This is a genomic window from Rhizobium quercicola (assembly GCF_021168455.1).
Lineage (GTDB): Bacteria > Pseudomonadota > Alphaproteobacteria > Rhizobiales > Rhizobiaceae > Ferranicluibacter > Ferranicluibacter quercicola.
In genome coordinates this window covers 286,727-306,672 of record NZ_JAJOZR010000006.1, presented here as the reverse complement: position 1 = coordinate 306,672, position 19,946 = coordinate 286,727, and the positions used below count along the sequence as shown (strand labels likewise).

16 protein-coding genes are annotated in these 19,946 nt (G+C 66.6%); 15 read left to right on the top strand and 1 reads right to left on the bottom strand.

Annotation, left to right across the window (positions count from 1 at the left end; all coding sequences use genetic code 11):
* Positions 1–23 precede the first annotated feature (23 nt).
* Entirely contained in the window at positions 24–1,214 is a 1,191-nt protein-coding gene (gene fdhA / locus LRX75_RS11545) for a formaldehyde dehydrogenase, glutathione-independent (RefSeq protein WP_231814476.1), read from the bottom strand.
* Between the two features lie 398 nt (positions 1,215–1,612).
* Here fdhA and tauA point away from each other — a divergent pair, with 398 nt between their 5' ends.
* The 15 genes from tauA (at position 1,613) to LRX75_RS11470 (ending at position 19,667) form a co-directional block, all read left to right on the top strand.
* Positions 1,613–2,626: a taurine ABC transporter substrate-binding protein gene (tauA, locus tag LRX75_RS11540; protein ID WP_231814474.1), complete on the top strand. Its 1,014-nt coding sequence runs from the start codon at positions 1,613–1,615 to the stop codon at positions 2,624–2,626.
* A 99-nt stretch (positions 2,627–2,725) separates the two neighbouring features.
* The gene (locus tag LRX75_RS11535) at positions 2,726–3,517 is read left to right on the top strand and encodes a taurine ABC transporter ATP-binding protein (protein WP_231814472.1); all 792 of its coding nucleotides are present in this window, start codon (positions 2,726–2,728) and stop codon (positions 3,515–3,517) included.
* Positions 3,518–3,609: 92 nt separating this feature from the next.
* Positions 3,610–4,395 carry an ABC transporter permease subunit gene (locus tag LRX75_RS11530; RefSeq protein ID WP_231814535.1) on the top strand — a complete coding sequence of 262 codons (786 nt, stop codon included), beginning with the start codon at positions 3,610–3,612 and terminating at the stop codon, positions 4,393–4,395.
* 134 nt (positions 4,396–4,529) lie between these two features.
* Positions 4,530–5,129 carry a TetR/AcrR family transcriptional regulator gene (locus LRX75_RS11525; RefSeq protein ID WP_231814470.1) on the top strand — a complete coding sequence of 200 codons (600 nt, stop codon included), beginning with the start codon at positions 4,530–4,532 and terminating at the stop codon, positions 5,127–5,129.
* On the top strand, positions 5,126–5,728 hold the full coding sequence (locus LRX75_RS11520; protein ID WP_231814468.1) for a 2-hydroxychromene-2-carboxylate isomerase: 603 nt from the start codon (positions 5,126–5,128) through the stop codon (positions 5,726–5,728). Before LRX75_RS11525 ends, LRX75_RS11520 begins: the two co-directional genes overlap by 4 nt.
* Before the next feature lie 98 nt (positions 5,729–5,826).
* Positions 5,827–7,263, top strand: a complete 1,437-nt coding sequence (locus LRX75_RS11515; RefSeq protein WP_231814466.1) for an FAD-binding oxidoreductase — start codon at positions 5,827–5,829, stop codon at positions 7,261–7,263.
* Between the two features lie 13 nt (positions 7,264–7,276).
* Entirely contained in the window at positions 7,277–9,607 is a 2,331-nt protein-coding gene (locus tag LRX75_RS11510; RefSeq protein ID WP_231814464.1) for a molybdopterin guanine dinucleotide-containing S/N-oxide reductase, read from the top strand.
* A gap of 633 nt (positions 9,608–10,240) precedes the next feature.
* The gene (locus LRX75_RS11505; RefSeq protein WP_231814462.1) at positions 10,241–10,933 is read left to right on the top strand and encodes a hypothetical protein; all 693 of its coding nucleotides are present in this window, start codon (positions 10,241–10,243) and stop codon (positions 10,931–10,933) included.
* Positions 10,934–11,143: 210 nt separating this feature from the next.
* The gene (locus LRX75_RS11500) at positions 11,144–11,293 is read left to right on the top strand and encodes a hypothetical protein (RefSeq protein ID WP_231814460.1); all 150 of its coding nucleotides are present in this window, start codon (positions 11,144–11,146) and stop codon (positions 11,291–11,293) included.
* A gap of 745 nt (positions 11,294–12,038) precedes the next feature.
* Positions 12,039–13,718: an ABC transporter substrate-binding protein gene (locus tag LRX75_RS11495; RefSeq protein ID WP_231814458.1), complete on the top strand. Its 1,680-nt coding sequence runs from the start codon at positions 12,039–12,041 to the stop codon at positions 13,716–13,718.
* Positions 13,719–13,743: 25 nt separating this feature from the next.
* Positions 13,744–14,739 (top strand): ABC transporter permease, encoded by a 996-nt coding sequence (locus LRX75_RS11490; protein ID WP_113152633.1) that lies wholly within the window; start codon positions 13,744–13,746, stop codon positions 14,737–14,739.
* Positions 14,736–15,581 carry an ABC transporter permease gene (locus LRX75_RS11485; RefSeq protein WP_231814456.1) on the top strand — a complete coding sequence of 282 codons (846 nt, stop codon included), beginning with the start codon at positions 14,736–14,738 and terminating at the stop codon, positions 15,579–15,581. Before LRX75_RS11490 ends, LRX75_RS11485 begins: the two co-directional genes overlap by 4 nt.
* Positions 15,560–17,284: a dipeptide ABC transporter ATP-binding protein gene (locus LRX75_RS11480; protein WP_231814455.1), complete on the top strand. Its 1,725-nt coding sequence runs from the start codon at positions 15,560–15,562 to the stop codon at positions 17,282–17,284. Before LRX75_RS11485 ends, LRX75_RS11480 begins: the two co-directional genes overlap by 22 nt.
* Complete coding sequence (locus LRX75_RS11475) at positions 17,281–18,375, top strand: LLM class flavin-dependent oxidoreductase (protein ID WP_231814453.1); 1,095 nt, start codon at positions 17,281–17,283, stop codon at positions 18,373–18,375. The genes LRX75_RS11480 and LRX75_RS11475 overlap by 4 nt, the downstream gene beginning before the upstream one ends.
* 164 nt (positions 18,376–18,539) lie before the next feature.
* Positions 18,540–19,667, top strand: coding sequence for an LLM class flavin-dependent oxidoreductase (locus tag LRX75_RS11470; protein WP_231814451.1), 1,128 nt, complete (start codon positions 18,540–18,542; stop codon positions 19,665–19,667).
* Positions 19,668–19,946 lie beyond the last annotated feature (279 nt).

Here is a 19,946-nt window from a genome sequence, read left to right as displayed (position 1 = left end):
GTCAGCTCCTTCCATCAACCCGCCTAGGCCGCAGCGCCCAAACCCCCGTGCGGATCCAGCACATACTTTGTCGCTGCCCCCTGATCGAAGCTCTCATAGCCCTCGGCCGCATCATCGAGCGGAATGATCTTGGCATTGACGATGTCGGCGATGGGGAGGCGGTCGTGGAGGATGGCTTGCATGAGCTGACGGTTGTACTTCAGCACCGGCGTCTGGCCGGTGTGGAAGGATTGGGCCTTGGCCCAGCCGAGGCCGAAACGGAGCGACAGGCTGCCGCGCCGGGCGGCATCGTCCACGGCGCCGGGGTCTTCCGTCACGTAGAGGCCGGGAATGCCGATCGATCCGGCAGCACGGGTGATCTCCATCATCTGGTTGAGCACGATCGCCGGCTGTTCGCCGCCGGCATGGCCGCGCGCCTCGAAGCCGACCGCGTCGATGGCGCTGTCAACCTCGTCCGTGCCGATCACCTGCGCGATCATGTCACCCAGCCGGTCGCTCTTCGACAGGTCCACCGGCTCGAAGCCGACCTTTGCGGCATGCGCCAGGCGCTCCTTGTTGAAATCGCCGATCATGACGACGGCCGCCCCCAGAATGCGGGCGGAGGCGGCGGCCGCAAGCCCCACTGGGCCGGCGCCCGCGACATAGACGGTGGACCCCACGCCGACGCCCGCCTTCACCGCGCCGTGAAAACCCGTCGGCAGAATGTCGGAGAGCATGGTGAGGTCGCGGATCTTCGACATGGCCCGGTCGCGGTCGGGGAATTTCAACAGGTTGAAGTCGGCATAGGGAATGGTGACATAGCGCGCCTGCCCGCCGATCCAGCCGCCCATGTCGACATAGCCATAGGCGCCGCCGGCGCGCGACGGGTTGACCGTCAGGCACACGCCGGTGTCTTGGCTCTTGCAGCAGCGGCAGCGGCCGCAGGCGACGTTGAAGGGCACCGAGACGATATCGCCGACCGCCAGCATCTCAACGTCGATGCCTTTCTCGATGACCTCGCCGGTGATCTCGTGGCCGAGCACGAGGCCCGGCAGGGCGGTGGTGCGGCCACGCACCATGTGCTGGTCGGAGCCGCAGATATTGGTGGAGATGACCTTGAGGATCACCCCGTGCTCGATGCGGCGGCCATCCGGCGCCTCGAGCTTCGGATCGTCGATATCGCGCACCTCGACCTTGCCCGGCTTCAGGTACACCACGCCTCTGTTCTTGCTCATGTCCTTCTCCTCCATCTCCATTGTGCCGCAGGCTGCGGCGACGGACGCGCGTCGGGGATCGAGCGCTCCGTCGGCCGCATCTGCGCAAGCCTGGCCCTCCATGGCGGCGGCATGAAGCCGTCTTCATGCCTGCCGCTCCTCCGCGGCACCTCCATTGGACAGCGTCAGAAGATCACGGGCTGGACGCCTGCGCACCCGAGGAAACGACATGCTCCCTTTGCGGGGCGACATCGGCCGCCCCATCCGCGTGCTGCGTTTGTCTGCGCAAACAGAGCACGTCCTTGCCCGTTACCCAAGTAATTTGGTAGATTATTGCTGTCGCAACCGGCCCCGCTCGCGCATCCTCAAGACATCGAACATCAGGCGCGGATCAGATCTTCCGCGCGAAGGGGGCACATATGACGTTCAAATCCTTTCTCGCGGCCGCGGCGGTCGGTCTTGCCAGTCTCTCGCTCGCGTCCATTGCGGCTGCAGCCGACAAGAAGGTCGTCGTCGGCTACCAGACGGACGCGCTGCCGTCCTCGGTCGCCATCGCCAATGGCGACTTCGCCAAGGCGACCGGCTACGACATCGATTTCCGCAAGTTCAATTCGGGCGCCGAGATCTTCGCGGCCATCGCCTCGGGCGATGTGCAGGTCGGCTATGTCGGCTCCAGCCCGTTTGCCGCGGCCACGTCGCGCGGCCTCGACGTGAAGGCCTTCTATCTCTCCTCCATCTCCGGCATCGACGAGGCGCTCGTCGTGCGCAACTGCGCGGGCATCGAAAGCCTCGACGACCTGAAGGGCAAGAAGCTGGCCGCAGCCCCCGTCTCCACCGACCATTACCAGCTGCTCGCGCTCATCGCGTCGCTCGGCCTGTCCGAACAGGATGTCCAGGTCTTCGCCATCCCGCAGCCGGAAATCGTCGCCAGCTTCACGCGCGGCGATATCGACGGCGGCTTTGTCTGGGATCCGGCGCTGACCGAGCTGAAGAAGACCGGCAAGGTGCTGATCACCTCGAAGGATGTGGCGGAGCGTGGCGCGCCCACCTTCTCCGCCTGGGTCGCGGCCTCCGCTTTCGCCAGCGAGAATCCGAAATTCCTGCGCGACTATGCCGGCGTGATCAACACCTATTACGCCTCCTTTGCCGCCGACAAGGCTGCCTGGGGACCCGAGAGCGAGAATGCCAAGGCGCTTGCGAAAATCCTCGGCGGCACGGCGGAGCAGCATGCGGCAGCGCTCAAAAACCTCAATCTCCTGACCCCCGACGTGCAGGCCTCGGCCGCCTGGCTCGGCGGCGGCGAGGCCTCGGGTGCTGCTAAGATCCTGAAGGATACGGCCCAGTTCCTGAAAGATCAGGGCAAGGTCTCGCAGGTCCTGCCGAGCTACGCGGCCTTCGTCACGCCGGACGCGCTGGCCAGCGCCAGCAACTGATCGCGTCTTGAGGTGATAGATCCGGACAACGGGTCTGTCGCCGAAACATCCCAGACGCCGGCGCTTTCCGCGCTGGCGTCGCCTGCATGAGATCATCCTATGCTTACAGTCGATCAGGCCAGCGTGTATTTCGCCACGCGCGACGGCCGAACCGTTCAGGCGCTGGACCGGGTGTCCTTCGATATTCCCGACAGCGGCTTCGTCGTGGCGCTTGGCGCTTCGGGTTGCGGCAAGTCCACCATTCTCAATGCCATCGCCGGTTTCCTGCCGCTGTCGGAGGGCACGATCATGCTCAATGGCCGGCCGGTCTCGGGCCCCGGGGCAGACCGGGGCGTCGTCTTCCAGAAGGACACGCTGCTGCCCTGGAAGACCGTTGCCGACAATGTCGGTCTCGGCCTCACGTTCGCCGGCGTGCCGAAGGCTGAGCGGCGGGACCGGGTGGAGGAGCTGCTGCGTCTCGTCGGCCTTGCGGATTTCTCGGCCGCCTACCCTTACGAGCTGTCGGGCGGCATGCGCCAGCGCGTCGGCATCGCCCGGGCGCTCGCCACCGAGCCCGAGGTTCTCCTGATGGACGAGCCGTTCGGCGCGCTCGACAGCCTGACGCGCGAACAGATGCAGGAGCTGCTGGTGTCGGTGTGGAAGCGCACGGGCAAGCGCATCTTCTTCATCACCCATTCCATCGAGGAGGCGCTGTTTCTGGGCACGCAGGTGCTCGTCATGTCGCCGCGCCCGGGCCGCATCGTCGGGCGGTTCGATCCGCCGTTCATGCGCCAGTTCGCGGAGAGCGGCGACGCCCGCGCGGTCAAGACGGCGCCCGACTTCGCCGAGCTGCGCGAGGAAATCCGCGCCCTGCTGCACGCCACCGACACAGTGAGAAGAGACGCCGCATGAGCGAGATCGCGCACGATATCGTCCTCCGCCCGGACCAGCTGCAGGCTCCCGCCCCGTCAGCCTCCCTCCCCCGCCCCGTCCGCACCGTGGAAATGACGAGCTTCGGCATTGCCGGCCGGCCGACGGCCGCCATCAGCCTCGTCACCGCCGCCGTCATTCTCGGCGCTTGGTGGGCGACGTCGCGCTTCGGCCTCGTCTCCCCCCTCTTTCTTCCGGCACCGGCCGAGGTGGTGACGCAGTTCGCCAACATCTATCGCGACGGCTATGCGGGCGCATCGCTGGGCGAGCATCTGTTCGCCAGCCTGTTCCGCATCCTCACGGCCGCCGCCATCGCCATCAGCCTCGCCATCCCGATCGGCTTGGTGATGGGCGTCAACCGCGTCGCCAAGGGCGTGCTCGACACGCCGATCGAGTTTTACTGGCCTCTGCCACCGCTCTCCTATCTGCCGCTGATGATCATCTGGCTCGGCATCGGCGAAACGTCGAAGATCACGCTCCTGACGCTCGCCATGTTCGCGCCCATCTGCCTCTCGGCGCAGGCCGGCGTGCGGGCGCTGCCCATCGAGCGCATCCATGCGGCGCGGTCGCTCGGCGCCAGCCGGTTCCAGCTCTTCACCGACATCGTCTTTCCCTCGGCCCTTCCCGAAATCCTCACCGGCATCCGCATCGCGCTCGGCATCGGCTGGGGTACGCTGGTCGCCGCCGAGCTGATCGCCTCCACGCGCGGCATCGGCTTCATGATCATGTCGGCCGCCCAGTTCCTCGCCACCGACGTCGTCTTCGTCGGCATCTTCATCATCGCCGCCTGCGCCTTCACCTTCGCCGCCGCCACGCGGCTGCTGGAAGCGGTGCTGGTGCCGTGGAAGGGCCGGACGTGAGGCCACATCGTTGAAAGGCCGTCCCGCATCCCATCGCAAGGGGTAGGCCGTCCTCGTCCAGAAAGACTTGTCTTTCTCCCGACGGCCGTTCTCCCGACCTGCGCGTCAGGGCCAAAACCGCACAAGGCGTCTCCATGAAACCATCCATCGCCCACCAGATCCTCGCCTCCGCCAGCACGCTCTTCTACCGGGAGGGCATCCGCGCCGTCGGCATCGACCGGATCATCGAGGAGGCCAATGTCGCCAAGGCGACGCTCTACCGGCATTTCCCGTCGAAGGATCATCTGGTCGCCGCCTATCTGCAGGATCGGCACGAGCGCGTGCTGCGCTCGCTCAACGAGGTGCTCGGCACGGTCGGCGCCCCGCGCGATCAGCTGGAGGCGATCTTCCTGCGGCTGCATGAAAAGGCCGACAGCCCGGAGTTCCGTGGCTGCGCCTTCGCCCTTGCCGTGGCGGAGCACGGCGAGTCCGAGCGCGTCACCACGATCGCGCGCACCCACAAGGCCGCCGTCGGCGATATCTTCCGCACGGTTCTCGCGCCCGTCGCCGCCGCGCCGGACGCGCCCGCCGCCCATCTCGCGCTTCTCTATGAGGGCGCCCTCTCCACCGTCGCCGTCGGACGCGATCCCCGGGCCGTGCTCGTCGCACGCGACTGCGCGCTCTCCGTCTTCGACGCCGCCCGAACGCCCGGTGTCGTCCGGGCTACCCAACACCCTGAAAGAAAGCGCGCATGACCAAGACCATCGATTACTTCTACGGCATCGGCTCCCCCTTCGCCTTCATCGGCCTTGCCCCCTTCCGCGATCTGGCCGAGCGCCATGGCGCCACCATCCGCCCCTATCTCATCCCCCTCATCGAGGACAATGGCGGCATCTATTCGCGCAACCGGCCCGAGCCGCGCCGGACCTACTGGACGAAGGACCTGAAGCGTTGGGCGGCGCATCGCGGCAAGACGCTGACCTTCGAGAACCGCGCCGCCCTGTCCGACCCGACCCCGGCCGGCCTGCTGGTGATCGCCGCCTTCGAGGCGAACAAGGACTGGCTGGCGATGACCGCCGCCCTGCAGGAAGCCTTCTGGAGCCGTGCCGAGGACATCGGCAAGCCCGAGGTGCGCATCGCCCTGGCCGATGCTGTGGGACTGGACGGCGCCGCGCTCGAACAGCATGCGCAGTCGGAGGAGATCCGCGCCATCTGGGCATCGAACCGGGAGGTCGCGGCGGCGGCCGGCGTCTTCGGCCTGCCGACCTACCGCTTCGAGAACGAGCTCTACTGGGGCCAGGACAGCCTGCCCTTTCTCGAGCGCCACCTGAACGGCGAAACGCCGATCGCCTGATGGCCGACGGCCGATCGCAGCCAGACGATCGTTGGCAGATGATCGCTACCAGATGATCGCAGGTGGCTGGCGATCGCCATGATGTTACGGAGTCTCTCATGTCCTCTTCCCCCGCTCTCTCCCCGCAGCCCCTGGACCAGGGGGCGCCGCGGGCCGCCCTTCTCGAAACGCTGAAGACGCGGTTTGCGGACCGGTTCTCCGCATCGCAGGCCCTGCGCGAGCAGCACGGCCGCGGCGAATCCCACCACACGCCGGCCATTCCGGATGCGGTGGTCTTTGCGGAAACGACACAGGAGGTGTCCGACATCGTCCGCCTGTGTTCGCAGGCCGGCGTCCCGGTCATCGCCTATGGCACGGGCACCTCGCTCGAAGGTCACCTCGCCGCGCTGCAGGGCGGCATCTCCATCGACCTTTCGCGCATGACGCGCATCCTGCGCGTCGGAGCGCAGGATCTGGACGCCACCGTGGAGGCGGGCGTTACGCGCGAGCAGCTGAATACGCATCTGCGCGACACCGGTCTCTTCTTCCCCATCGACCCCGGCGCCAATGCCTCGCTCGGCGGCATGGCGGCCACCCGCGCCTCCGGCACCAATGCCGTGCGCTATGGCACCATGCGCGAGAACGTGCTGTCGCTGACCGTGGTTCTGCCGAGCGGCGAGATCATCCGCACCGGTGGCCGGGCGCGAAAATCCTCGGCCGGCTACGATCTCACCCGCCTTTTCGTCGGCTCGGAGGGCACGCTCGGCATCATCACCGAGGTGACGCTGCGGCTCTATGGCCTGCCGGAAACGATCTCGGCCGCGCTCTGCTCCTTCCCCACGGTCGAACAGGCCGTCGCGGCCGCCATTTCCGTGGTGCAGCTCGGCATTCCCGTTGCGCGCATGGAGCTGATGGACCGCGGCCTGATCGACGCCGTCAATCGCTATTCCAGCCTGTCGCTCGACGTCGAGGATACGCTCGCCTTCGAGTTCCACGGCTCGCCGGCCACCGTCGCCGAGCAGGTGGAAATGGTCGCCGCCATCGTCGAGGAGAATGGCGGGCTGAACTTCGCCTTCGCCAGCACGCCGGAAGAGCGCAACCGCCTGTGGAAGGCGCGGCACAACGCGTTCTATGCCGTCGTCTCCCAGCGCCCGAACGCCAAGGGCTGGTCGTCGGATGTCTGCGTGCCGGTGTCGGAGCTTGCCGGCTGCATCCTGATGACGCGCGCTCTGCTTGCGGATTGCAGCGTCCCCGCCGCCATTCTCGGCCATGTCGGCGATGGCAATTATCACGTCGTCTTCGCGGTCGACCCGCATGACAAGGCCGAACTCGCCGAGGTCGCCGCCATCAACACGGCGATGGTCCACCATGCGATTGCCGTTGGCGGCACCGCCACCGGCGAGCACGGCGTCGGTACCGGCAAGATCGGCTATCTCCGCCGCGAGCACGGGGACGCCGTCGATCTCATGGGCGTCATCAAGGCGGCCATCGACCCGAAGGGCATCATGAACCCCGGCAAGATCCTGCCCGACGACGCTTTTCCGTCCGCACGCTGAGAGGATGCCGCCCATGACGCCCTTCAGGCCACACAGCTCCCACTGGGGCGCCTTTTCCGGCCGGCTCCTCGATGGCGTCCTCGACATCCGCCCGCATGCCGGCGATCCGCATCCCTCGCCGCTCCTCGGCAACCTGCCGGCCAGCGCCGACAGCCCCATGCGCATCCGCCGCCCGGCCGTGCGGCGCGGCTGGCTGGAGGGCCGGCCCGGCAACGCCGCCGCGCGCGGCGCGGACGACTTCGTGGAGGTGGAATGGGACACGGCGCTGGCGCTGGTGGCGGACGAACTTTCCCGCGTCTACGGCACTCATGGCCCGCAGGCGGTGTTCGGCGGGTCCTATGGCTGGGCGAGCGCCGGTCGCTTCCACCATGCGCAGAGCCAGGTGCACCGTTTCCTGAACACGCTCGGCGGCTATGTGAAATCGGTCAACACCTACAGCTCGGGCGCCGCCATGGTCATCATGCCGCATGTGCTCGGGCCTTATGATCACGTGGAGCGCAAGAGCGTCACCTGGGATGCGATCGCACGCAGCTCCGGGCTGGTCGTCGCCTTCGGCGGCATGGCCATCAAGAATGCCGATGTCCATGGCGGCGGCAACAGCGCCCATATCGTGCGCGACAGGATCGCCGGCGCCAGCGCGCGCGGCTGCCGCTTCATCCTCGTCAGCCCGCTGCGGGACGATTTTCCGCCGGAAGCAAACGGCGAGTGGCTGTCGATCGTGCCGGGCACGGATGTCGCGCTGATGCTCGGCCTCGCCCATGTCCTTGCCACCGAGCACCTGCACGACAGCGCCTTTCTCGAACGCTACACGGTCGGCTTCCCCGACTTCGAAGCTTATCTCACCGGGGCGTCCGACGGCGTGGCGAAGACCGCCGAATGGGCCGCCGCCCTCTGCGGCATCGATGCGCAGACGATCCGCACGCTTGCCCGCGACATGGCGCAGTTGCGAACGCTCGTCACCGTCAGCCATTCGCTGCAGCGCGCCGACCATGGCGAACAGCCGGTCTGGATGGGCATCGTTCTCGCCGCCATGCTCGGGCAGATGGGGCTCGACGGCGGCGGCTATTCCTATTCGCTGGGCGCGCTCGGCAATACCGGCAAGCACGATCTGGCCGTGCCCCTGCCGACGCTCGACCAGTTCCGCAACCCGGTGGCCGACTTCATCCCCGTCGCGCGCATCGCCGACATGCTGCTGCAGCCCGGCGCGCCTTACGCCTATAACGGGCAGGCGCGGCGCTATCCGGAGATCAGGCTCGTCTACTGGGCGGGCGGCAATCCCTTCCACCATCACCAGGATCTCAACCGACTTCGCGCCGCGTTCCGCCGGCCGGAAACCATCATCGTGCACGAGACAGCCTGGACCGCATCGGCCCGCCATGCCGATATCGTCCTACCGGCGACGACGACGCTCGAGCGCGACGACATCGGTGCGGCCTCGGGCGATCCGCTGATGATCGCCATGAAGCAGCTGATCGACCCCGTGGGCGAGGCGCGCGACGACTATGCCATCTTCTCGGGCCTTGCCCGCCGGCTCGGCACGGAGGAGGCCTTCACCGAAAACCGCAGCGCCCGCGACTGGCTCGCTTTGCTCTACGAGACGACGCGCAAGGCGCTCGTCGCTGGCGGCCATGAGGCGCCCGATTTCGATACCTTCTGGGCGCGCGGCGAACTCGTGCTGCCGCTCAAGCCCGACACGGGCGGCCCGGCCCGCGCCTTTCGCGAGAACCCGGACGCCTTCCCGCTCGCCACGCCCTCCGGCCGGATCGAGATCTTTTCCGACGTGATCGACAGCTTCGGCTATGCGGATTGCCGCGGCCACCCGCGCTGGTACCCGCCGCACGCAGAGCCCGCGGCCGCAGACCCCGCCTCGCTGTACCTCGTCTGCAACCAGCCGCAGCAGCGCCTGCACAGCCAGCTCGACTACGGTGCCGTCAGCCGCGCGGCCAAGATCGACGGTCGCGAGGCCCTGCGCATCCACCCGGACGACGCCGCCGCGCGCGGCATTCGGGACGGCGACGTCGTGCGCCTCTCCAACGCCCGCGGCAGCTGCCTTGCCGCCGCCGTGCTCAGCGAGGCCCTCCGCCCCGGCGTCCTGCAACTGGCGACCGGCGCCTGGTTCGAGCCGGACGACCCCACGGCGGAAACCGCCACCTGCATCCACGGCAACCCCAACATCCTCACCCGCGACATCGGCACCTCGCAACTGGCACAGGGCTCGACGGGACAGCTGACCCGGGTGCAAGCAACCCGCCTCGACGGTCCACCGCCGCCGGTGCGGATTTTCGAGCCGATGCGGTTTGCAGGCGATGGCGAAGACATGGTTGCCGGGCGCGAGCAAGGATAAGAGAGGCTCCGCGCACAACCCTTCTTGTTTCCCAGCCGCGCTGAACGACGCTCCCGCATTCGGGGATATGGAGCCGGGTCCGATCATAGGGACCATGATCTCCGACCGAGATGGTGACCGAAGACCGTCTCGGCAACGATAAGCTGCGCCGCGCGTACCATGAGCCGTTGGCTGCAAGCAAACACCCGGCTTGATGTTGCGAACCACGATCCGGCCAGTTCGATCACCACCGCTTACACGATGGCGAGCAATCTGTGCCGTGGGCGCAAAGGTTGTAAAAGCAGCTAATGTGTTAGTCGTTAGGCCTTTTGGGATCTGAGGGCTCGTCGGTCTGCGGTAGTCCCTCTCGCCTTTTCAGCTCGTTCTCGATCGCCTCTCGAATGAATGATGCGGTCCTATAATTTCCGACCATTGCTCGGATCCGCTCCAACGTTTCCGACGAGAGGCGGATCTTCAGTTCTTTGAAATAGAGCGGCGGCCGTCCCATACGATAATTCACCTTTATAAACGACGCCGTTTATTGACTTTGTAAAAGACGTCGTTTATCTTCGACCCCAACATTGTCGGCCAGGTTGACGTGTTTGCACCACGATACCCGACCGCACCACAACCTAGCTTTTGGATGCTCGGATCATGGGTGATTCTGACAATAGCAGAACTTTGCCTTCTATTTGCTCGGGAAAAGTCAGCGGTCACCGTGTGTCGCAGACGCGTCGCAACGCGTTCACCCGAAAAAACCTCATGTCGGCCGCAACGACCCTGCTAGCCGTTCGTAGCGCAGAACTGCGCAAGAAGCGGCAAGGCCGAGAGCCAGGTCCTACGCCAGCTGCGGAGCTGTGGCAGAGCTGGCTTCTGTTTCATCGACAGCGAGAGCAGGCAACAAAGCGTCAACAGAAGCTTGAAAGGCAGGTCCTTACAGAGGCCGGCAGTTTTCCGCTGGTAACACTCGCGGTGACAGGCCGGGAGAAGCCAGTTAGCGTGACGTCGTTTTCCGAGATCGAACGTCTGAAACTGCACGTCAGCGCACAACAAGTTAGAGAGGCGCGCTCAAGACTACGGCGTCTTCGAAAAAAGTGGAAGGCCGCCGACGGCAAAGTTGGCTACAGCGCTGCCCTTGCTTGTGAACGCGAGCTCTTGGAACGGGAAAAAATTCTGGCGCGGGTGCTTCAACTGGCCGAACCCTTTGAGCTGGTTGAAGTGATCGCAAAATTGCATTGCCTCGTAATGATGGAGGATGCTGGTCTGAATTATAATGAAACACCTTGGCCAGAATTGAGGGTTATCCTCGGCGACCTGGTTCGCATAGAGCAACGCTCTATGCTCTGAAGTCTGGTTGCAACTTCCCGCGACTATTTCATTATCTCCTGAAGCCCTCAATTTTCTCGTTGAGTGAGATTAACCCTCCAAAGCTGCAAAAGTCAGGATACGCGACATATCTTGCAGCCGTGGTGCCCTCGCCCACGCAACGGTGCCCCAAAAAAGATCTGATGAAGTGAACTCTGAATTTCTCGTTTTAGCTCACGCGATTACAGCGTCGTGAGCCGTGTGCTCACCCTGCATATCGCCAACGCGCTGAGACTGGCGCATGAAGACATCGCAGCCGCCGAGGCGCTTTCGGCGATTGGAAACAGGAACGATGCCGATCTCGCCCAGCAAGCCGCCGAACAAATCCTGCTTGCCCCCTGACATCCGAAGGGATCAGGCCGTAGGGAAAGGATGCGCACCGACTGGACGCCTTGCAAGGTCTGCTGCCCGAGGCCAACCCTTTCAAGGCAAGGTTCTCGCCGATCACGTTTCTGACGATTCACGCCACGACGTATCAATTCTACAAGGATGCCGGCCGCCTTTCGGCAACGGCGGACAAGGATGCGCTCGGCACCGCGATCTCACTGTGAAAGCCATCCTCGATGACGTCGCGCCGCACCTCGGTGTCGATATGACGAGGAGCGACAGGGTGCCCGCAGCCACCGCCTCCCCGCCCCGCCTCTGATCCCCCGGGAAACGCCCGAACCCCGCGCTTCCGGGAAAGGCCGTCGCTTCGGCGCATCCCCACCCGCATTCCCCCCTGAAACGCTGATCCCAGCGCATCGGGAAAAACGGCCAAAATAATCTATAAATTCGATCGAATAAGAACAACTGGTCTTTCTCATCGGTTCCGCATCCCCCTAGTCTAGGGTGGTCGCCGGGTGCAGGCGGCGGAAACGAGAGCCGAGACCTGTGATCCGAGAGACGACAGCCCCCGCCATCCCGAGAACGGCCGTTTTAACAACCGCCACCGGCCTTTGCGCGCAGGGCATTGCCCCTTGCCGCGCCGCCGGCAGCGCCTGTTGTCCGGCGACGGATCTTTAGCCAGCCAAATGATTGCCCTCCCGCATGCGCCGAAGCCGGCCGGCGGGCCTTAAGAGAACCCGAACCTGTTCAGGAACCCCGCATGACCGACCGCGCCTCCCTGCTTTCCCTCACCCGCTTCTCCCCCGCCCGCCGCCGCCTGCTGCGCGCCACCTCGGCCGTCACGGCCCTTGCCCTCCTTACGACGCTGGCCGGCCCTGCCGTCACGCTGGCCGACGAGGCGAAGAAGGAGGGGGGCGATATCACCTTCCTCATCGATTCGCTCGGCGACACCTGGATCCCCAACAACAGCGCTATTTCGAGCTTCCAGGGCCATATCTGGGGCCATGTGGCCGACAAGCTTCTCTATGTCGATGCGAACGGCAAGGTCAACCCCTGGATCGCCGAGCGCTGGGAGCAGAACGCCGATGCCACGCAGTTCACGCTGCATCTGAAGCCGGGCGTCACCTTCTCCGACGGCACGGCCCTCGATGCGGCCGCCGTCGTCGCCAATCTCGACATCTGGTATGCCGGCCGCAAGGCGGAGGGCATCAACCCGATCGGCCTTTTCCCCAAGACCTACGACCATGCCGAAGCCGTGGATGCGGCAACCGTGACGGTCTCCTTCAAGAAGCCGACGCTCGGCTTCATCCCCACGCTCGGCTATCACGGCTCGATCCTGATTTCGCCGAAGACGCTCGCCCTGCCGGCCTCCGAGCAGGCCGACCTTTCCAAGACGTCGGGCAGCGGTCCCTATGTGGTGGAATCCTGGAAGGAGGGCGATCACGTCACGCTCGCCAAGCGCAAGGATTACAACTGGGGGCCGGCCGCCGTCGGCCATACCGGCCCGGCCTTCCTCGACACGATCACCTACAAGCTCGTCTCCGAGCCGTCGCTGCGCGTCGCCTCCGTCCAGTCCGGCCAGGCCGACGTCGCGTACAACGCCTCGCCGCAGGAGCTCTCCTCGCTGAAGGATGAGGGGTTCACGGTCGCCACGCCGCGCTATCTCGGCTTCGTCAACGGCCTGGCGATCAACACCAAGCTCGCCCCCTATGACGATGTGAAGGTGCGCCAGGCGCTGCAGGCCGGCATCAACCGGCAGGAGATCATCGACACGGTCTATACGCCCGACTGGAAGCTCGCGACCTCTTTCATCCAGAGCAACGTGCCCGGCGCGACCGACCACAGCGACCTGCTCGCCTACGATCCGGCCAAAGCCGAAAAGCTGCTCGACGCGGCCGGCTGGGTGAAGGGCGCAGATGGCGTGCGGACCAAGGACGGCAAGCCGCTGTTGCTGACGCTCCATTCGAACCCGTATCTCGCCGCCTCCAAATCCATCGACGAGCTGATCGCCCAGCAGCTCGGCAAGATTGGCTGGAAGGTGGCGATCCGCGCCTATGACGTGGTCACTTTCGGCGAGAAGGTGAAGTTCGGCGGCGCGGCCGTGCCGGCCTACGAGGTCACGCGCAGCTTCATCGACGCCGGCACCGTGGCGGGCATCCTCACCAATGCCAACAATGGCGAGAACTGGTTCGCGCTCGACGACCGCGACCCCGTCATCAACGACCTGCGCGACGGGATCGCCGGCGCCGGCACGATCGAGGCGCGGGCACCGCTTCTCGATAAGCTGCAGGCCTATGTGCTGGAACAGGGCTACTTCATTCCCCGCACGCAGATCGTCCAGCGCCTCTACGTCCAGTCGCCGGCGCTGAAGGGCGAGGTCTATAACGGCGTCGCCTATGCCAGCTACTACACCGCGACCAAGAGCGAGGTGGGGCAGTGACGGAAACGGTCACGGGGGCCGCGCCATGAACAGCGCCTATCTCACCTATGCCGGAAAGCGGCTGGCCCAGGCCGCCGTGGTCATCCTGCTCGCCTATGTCTTTACCTTCGTGGTCGTCAGCATCCTGCCGGGCGACCCGATCACCAGCGTGCTGCGCAATCCCCAGAACGGGTTCTCCGAGGAGGAGATCGCGCAGATCGTGGCGGCGCAGGGGCTCGACAGGCCGGTTCTCGAACAGCTCTGGTCGTCGCTCGCGAATTTTCTCACCGGCGATCTCGGGCTGTCCATGCGCTCCCACCGGCCGGTGACGACGATGATCGCCGAGGTGCTGCCCTCCACGCTCATTCTCGCGACATCGGCGCTCGTTCTTGCGCTGCTGCTCGCGGTGGTCGTCGCCTATGGCACGCAGGTGCTGCCGAAGCGCTACGGGCAGGGTCTTCTGCGGGCCTTTCCCGCGCTGTTCCTCTCGGTGCCGAATTTCGTCATCGGGCTGGTGCTCATCCATCTCTTCGGCTTCCAGCTCGGGCTCTTTAGGGTCATCAATCCGGATAGCGCCTGGGCGACCTTCTTTGCCGCGGTCACACTCGCCATTCCCATTTCGGCCCAGATCGCCGAGGTGCTGATCGCCAGTCTCGACCATGAGGCGGGGCAGGACTATATCGCGGTGGCGCGCGGGCGCGGGCTCCGTCCGCTCCGCCTCTTCACCCGCCATTTGCTGAAACCCTCCTCGCTGCCCGTCGTCACCGTCATTGCGCTCACCGTCGGCGAGCTGCTCGGCGGGTCGCTGATCACCGAGACCGTCTTCGGCCGCACCGGCATCGGCAGCCTCGTGCAGCGCTCGGTCAGCACGCAGGACCTGCCGGTGCTGCAGGCCGTGGTGTCGCTGGCCGCCGTCGTCTTCGTGCTCGCCAATCTCGTCGCCGATCTCGTCTATCCACTGCTCGATCCGCGCGTGAAGCTGCTGGGGGCAAGGCTCCCGCACGCGCGCGCCTCCAACCCCGCGGGAGCAACGGCACCATGACCCTCCTGTCCACCGCCACGGCCGCTCATCTCGCGCCGGCCCGCCGGCGGGCGGCCATCCCGCCGCTCCCGGTCGTCCTCTCGCTCGCCTTCGTCGCGCTCGTCATCGCCTGGTCGCTCGTGCCCGGCCTTTTCACGGGCCATGATCCGATCGCCGGCGTGCCGGCCGACAAGCTTCTGGGGCCGAGCCTCGCCCACTGGTTCGGCACCGATCATCTCGGCCGCGACCTCTTCTCCCGCGTCGTCTTCGGCAGTGCCTCCTCGGTCGCCAGCGCGCTCATCGCCGTCGTCATCGGGGTCCTCGCCGGCGGCCTCGTCGGCCTCGTCGCCGGCTTTCTCGGCGGCTGGGTCGATACGGTGCTCGCCCGCTTCGTGGATGTGCTGCTCGCCATCCCGAAATTCCTGCTGGCGGTCATCGTCGTCACGGCCATCGGCTTCGACACGATCAATGCGGCGATCGCGACCGGCGTCTCCGCCGTCGCGGTCTTTGCCCGCGTCATGCGCTCGGAGGTGATCAAGACGCGGGAGGCGACCTTCGTGGAGGCCTCCTTCCTGTCGGGCGGCTCGCGCGGGCACATCCTGCTGCGCCATGTGCTGCCCAATGCCTCGCGCTCGGTGCTGCCGCTCGCGGTCCTGCATTTCGGGGATTCGATCCTCGTCATCGCCAGCCTCGCCTTCCTCGGCTACGGCGACCCGCCGCCCGCCTCCGACTGGGGCCTGCTGATCTCGATCGGCAAGGATTACCCCAAATGGCCCTGGCTGGTGTACGCCCCCGCCCTCGTCACGATTGCCACAGTCCTCTCAGTAAACAGGATCAGCCGATGGCTCCGCACGACAGACTGACCACCGCCTTTCCCCGCACGCTCCCGGCGGAACGATCCGCGCCGCTGCTGGAGGTCGAGAACCTCGACGTCTTCTATGGGGCGAACCGCGTCGTGACCGACGTCGGCTTCGCGCTCGGGCGTGGCAAGAGTCTGGCGCTGATCGGCGAGTCCGGCTCCGGCAAGTCCACCATCGCCCGCACCGTGCTGCGCCTGCTTCCCGGATCGGCCCGGGCCAGCGGTCGCGTCTCGTTCGACGGGCAGGAGATCCTCGACCTGCCGGAGCGCCGCTTCCGGCCCCTGCGCGGGCGGGCCATCGGCTTCGTGCCGCAGGACCCGGGCAATGCGCTCAATCCCGTGCGCACCATCGGCGCGCAGGCGCTGGAGGCCGCAGCACTCGCCGACGCGCGCGACCCGCGCACCGCCCGGGGGCTGATCCTCGAAACCTTCGCGCAGGTCGGGCTCGACAATCCGCAGCGCGTAATCGACAGCTATCCGCACCAGCTGTCCGGCGGCATGCTCCAGCGTGTCCTGATCGGCCTTGCCGTCCTGCCCCGGCCGCTGCTGCTGGTAGCCGACGAGCCGACCTCGGCGCTCGACGTCACCATCCAGAAGCGCATCCTCGATCTCCTGTCCCGCCTCCAGCACGACCTCGATATCAGCCTCCTTTTGATCACCCACGATCTCGCCATCGCGGCCGAGCGGGCCGACAGCATCGTGGTTCTAAAGGACGGCGCGGTGCAGGAGGCGGGCAGCACCGCCGCGGTGTTCGCGTCGCCCACATCGCTCTATGCCAAAAAGCTGCATGCCGATGTGCCGGCGCTGAACCCGCATCGCTACGCCGCGCTGCGCGATCCCGGCGTGCGCCGCCTCGCCGAAGCCGGGCAAGCGCCGAAGATCACGGTCAGCAACGTCACCAAGACCTTCGAGGTGGACGGCAAAGAGTTGACAGCTGTCAACGACGTCTCCTTTTCGGTTGCATCCGGCACGACGCATGCGCTGGTGGGCGAGTCGGGATCCGGCAAGACCACGACGATCCGGCTGCTGCTCGGCCTCGAACAGCCCGAGCGCGGCACGATCACGGTTGCCGGCGAGACGATCACCGGGCGCACGCGCCGGTCGATGCAGGCCGCCTGGCGGCATCTGCAGCTCGTCTACCAGAACCCTTTCACCTCGCTCGACCCGTCCTGGACGGTCGAGCGGCTGGTGCGCGAACCGCTCGACCGGTTCGGGATCGGCACGAAGGCCGAGCGGGCGGACTGGGTGCGCGCAGCCCTCGTCGATGTCGGGCTCGGCGCGCATCTGGTCGGCCGCCGGCCGCAGGCGCTGTCCGGCGGGCAGCGCCAGCGGGTGGCGATCGCGCGGGCGCTTGTGCTGCGGCCCGACGTGATCGTGCTGGACGAGCCCACCTCGGCGCTCGATGTCAGCGTGCAGGCCGATATCGTCGCGGTGCTGCTCGAACTTCAGGCGAAGCTCGGCCTCACCTACGTCTTCGTATCCCACGATCTCGCGCTGGTGCGCCAGCTCGCCCACACCGTCTCCGTCATGCGCCATGGCCGCATCGTGGAGCACGGGACGGTCGCCGAGATCTTCGAGAACCCGCGCGAGCCCTACACCGTGGCCCTGCTGCAATCGATCCCCTCGGGTGCCGCCGCACCGATCCGGACCCGCCAGCCGCGACCGGCCGTGCCCGTCGCCGCGCTCGGGCAAGAGCAGATCGCATGACCGCCGCCGCCGCGACCACGCTTTCCCCCGCTTCCGACACCGGCTTCCGGCCGAAGACGCGGATCGGCTTCAACACCCGCGTCGCCTTCAACGATACGGCAGGCCCGGCAGAGGGCCTGCGCGACGGCATCGCGCTCTACACGGCGGCGGAAAGGCTCGGCTACCAGTCGGGCTGGGCCTATCAGCGGCACTTCGATCACTATCTGTCGTCACCGCTGCCCTTCTTCGCCGCGGCCGGCCAGCATGCGCGGCGCATCACCTTCGGCTCGGCCGTCATTCCCATGCGCTATCAGGATCCGATCCTGCTGGCGGAGGCCGCCGGCACCACCGATCTCCTGATCGACGGCCGGCTGGAGCTGGCGATCGCCACCGGGGCGAACGCCGCCTTCGACGCGGTGTTCGGCACGGTCGGCACGGATGCGCGAACGGAAGCCAAGCGCCGGCAGGCGCGGTTTCTGGCCGCCGTGCGCGGCGAGGTGCTGCACAGGGTGGCCGGCCCCGGCGAGGGCGCGCCGGAGGGGACCGAGCTGCGCGTGACGCCGCACAGCCCGACGCTCCACGCCCGCATCCGCCAGGGTTCGGCAAGCCTTGTCTCCGCACTGCAGGCGGCAGAATTGGGCATCGGCCTCGTCTGCGGCACCGTCCAGCACGATCACGACGCGGGCGAGGCCTTCGGCGCCTATCAGGCGCGCGGCATCGCCGCTTTCCGCGCCCGCTGGCGGGTGCTCTGGGGCACGGAGCCGCCGCCGGTCACGGTCGCCGCCTCCATCCTGCCGGCGACATCGCGGGAGCTGCTCGACACCTATGCCGCCTACGACCTCGAACGCCGGACGCTCGGCATCGCCGCCTCGCGGCCGACGGGCGCGCTGGCACCCGCGGCCGTGCAGCCGCCGGGCTCGCAGATCTCGCCGGTCTTTCACGGCACGCCCGACCGGGTGGTCGAGGCGATCCTCCGCGATCCCGGCCTTGCCGCGGCCGACGAGATCATCCTCTTCCTGCCGCCCGGTTTCGGCCTTGCCGAAAACCAGCGCATCCTCACCGATTTCGCCGCCACCGTCGCGCCCAGCCTCGGCTGGTCGGCCTCCTGGTGAGGTCGGGACGCCGCCGCTGCCGCTTCGCGCCGTCTTGAGGAATATTTTCTATAGAATCACTAGAAATAGAACGACCTGTCTTCCTCGGCCCGTTCCCGCGCCATAGGCTGACAGCATCCTCCGGCCTCGTAGGAGAGCCGGCTACCCGATGGGAGACAAGCCTCGTGCCAGCAGAATTCATCAGCGTCACCTTTCCGAACGCCTCCAACGACCTTCACCCCCAGCCGCAGGCGCCGATCGATCCGGCCTATCTGCAGCGCTACGCGCGCACGCTCGACGATTACGGTTTCAACTATACGCTGATCCCCTACGCCTCGTCGTCCTTCGATCCCTTCACCATCGGCGCGACGATCCTGGCGCACACGAAGAACATCAACATCATCGTGGCGCTGCGGCCGAACACCGTCTATCCCACGGTCGCGGCGAAGGCGCTCGCCACGCTCGACCAGCTGAGCGGCGGTCGCGTCGTCGTCCACTTCATTGCCGGCGGCAGCGACGACGAGCAGGCGCGCGAGGGCGACTTCCTCGACAAGGAGGAACGCTACGCGCGGCAGGAGGAATATATCCGCATCCTGCGCCGCGTCTGGAGCGCCACCGAGCCCTTCGATTTCGACGGAAAATATTACCAGTTCAAGCAGTTCATCAGCAATGTGCGCCCGACGAAGGGACACATCCCGATCTCGCTCGGCGGCTCGTCTGATGCGGCCTATCGCATCGGCGGCGCGCTCTGCGACATCTTCGGCCTCTGGGGCGAGCCGCTGGCCGAGACCAAGCAGCAGATCGACCGGGTCTACGAGGAAGCCGCCAAGGCCGGCCGCACCGACCGGCCGCGCATCTGGGTGACCTTCCGCCCGATCATCGCCGAGACGGACGAGCTCGCCTGGGCGAAGGCCCACAAGGTGCTCGACCAGCTGAACGCCAATCGCGAGAAGGGCCTGTCGCGCAAACCGATCTCGTCGGCGCCGCCCGCCAATGTCGGCTCGCAGCGGCTGCTCGACATCGCCGCGCGCGGCCATGTGCACGATCGGGCGCTCTGGTACCCGACGGTCACCGCCACCAATGCAAGCGGCGCCACCACGGCGCTGGTCGGCTCGCCGCAGACCATCGCGGACTCCATCCTCGACTATATCGATCTCGGCGCTGACCTGATCTCGATCCGCGGCTACGACAACTATAACGACGCGGTGGATTATGGCCGCTACGTCCTGCCGCTGGTGCGCGAGGGTCTTCGCGCACGGGAAGAGGCGAGCGAACAGGCCGGCAAAGACGGCGGCAAGAAAGCAGCAGCCTGACCATTGTGGACCGCGAACCGGGCGCCTCCCTGCGTCCGGCTCGCGACATGCCACAAGCGCCTTCCATCGTCCGCATCCGCACAGGCGCGCCATGCCGGATGCTCTACGGTTTCCGGCGGATTGCCGCGTGCTGGCAGCATTCCGGTCCCGAGCCTCTGCTGCACGGCCGGCGAACGGACCATAGTCCTTGCGGGTCCGACAGCGGATCTCCCGCACAAGGCTTGGGGGATGACGGATGCGGGCGAACGGTTGCTCGACACCGGACCCCGACGATCATCG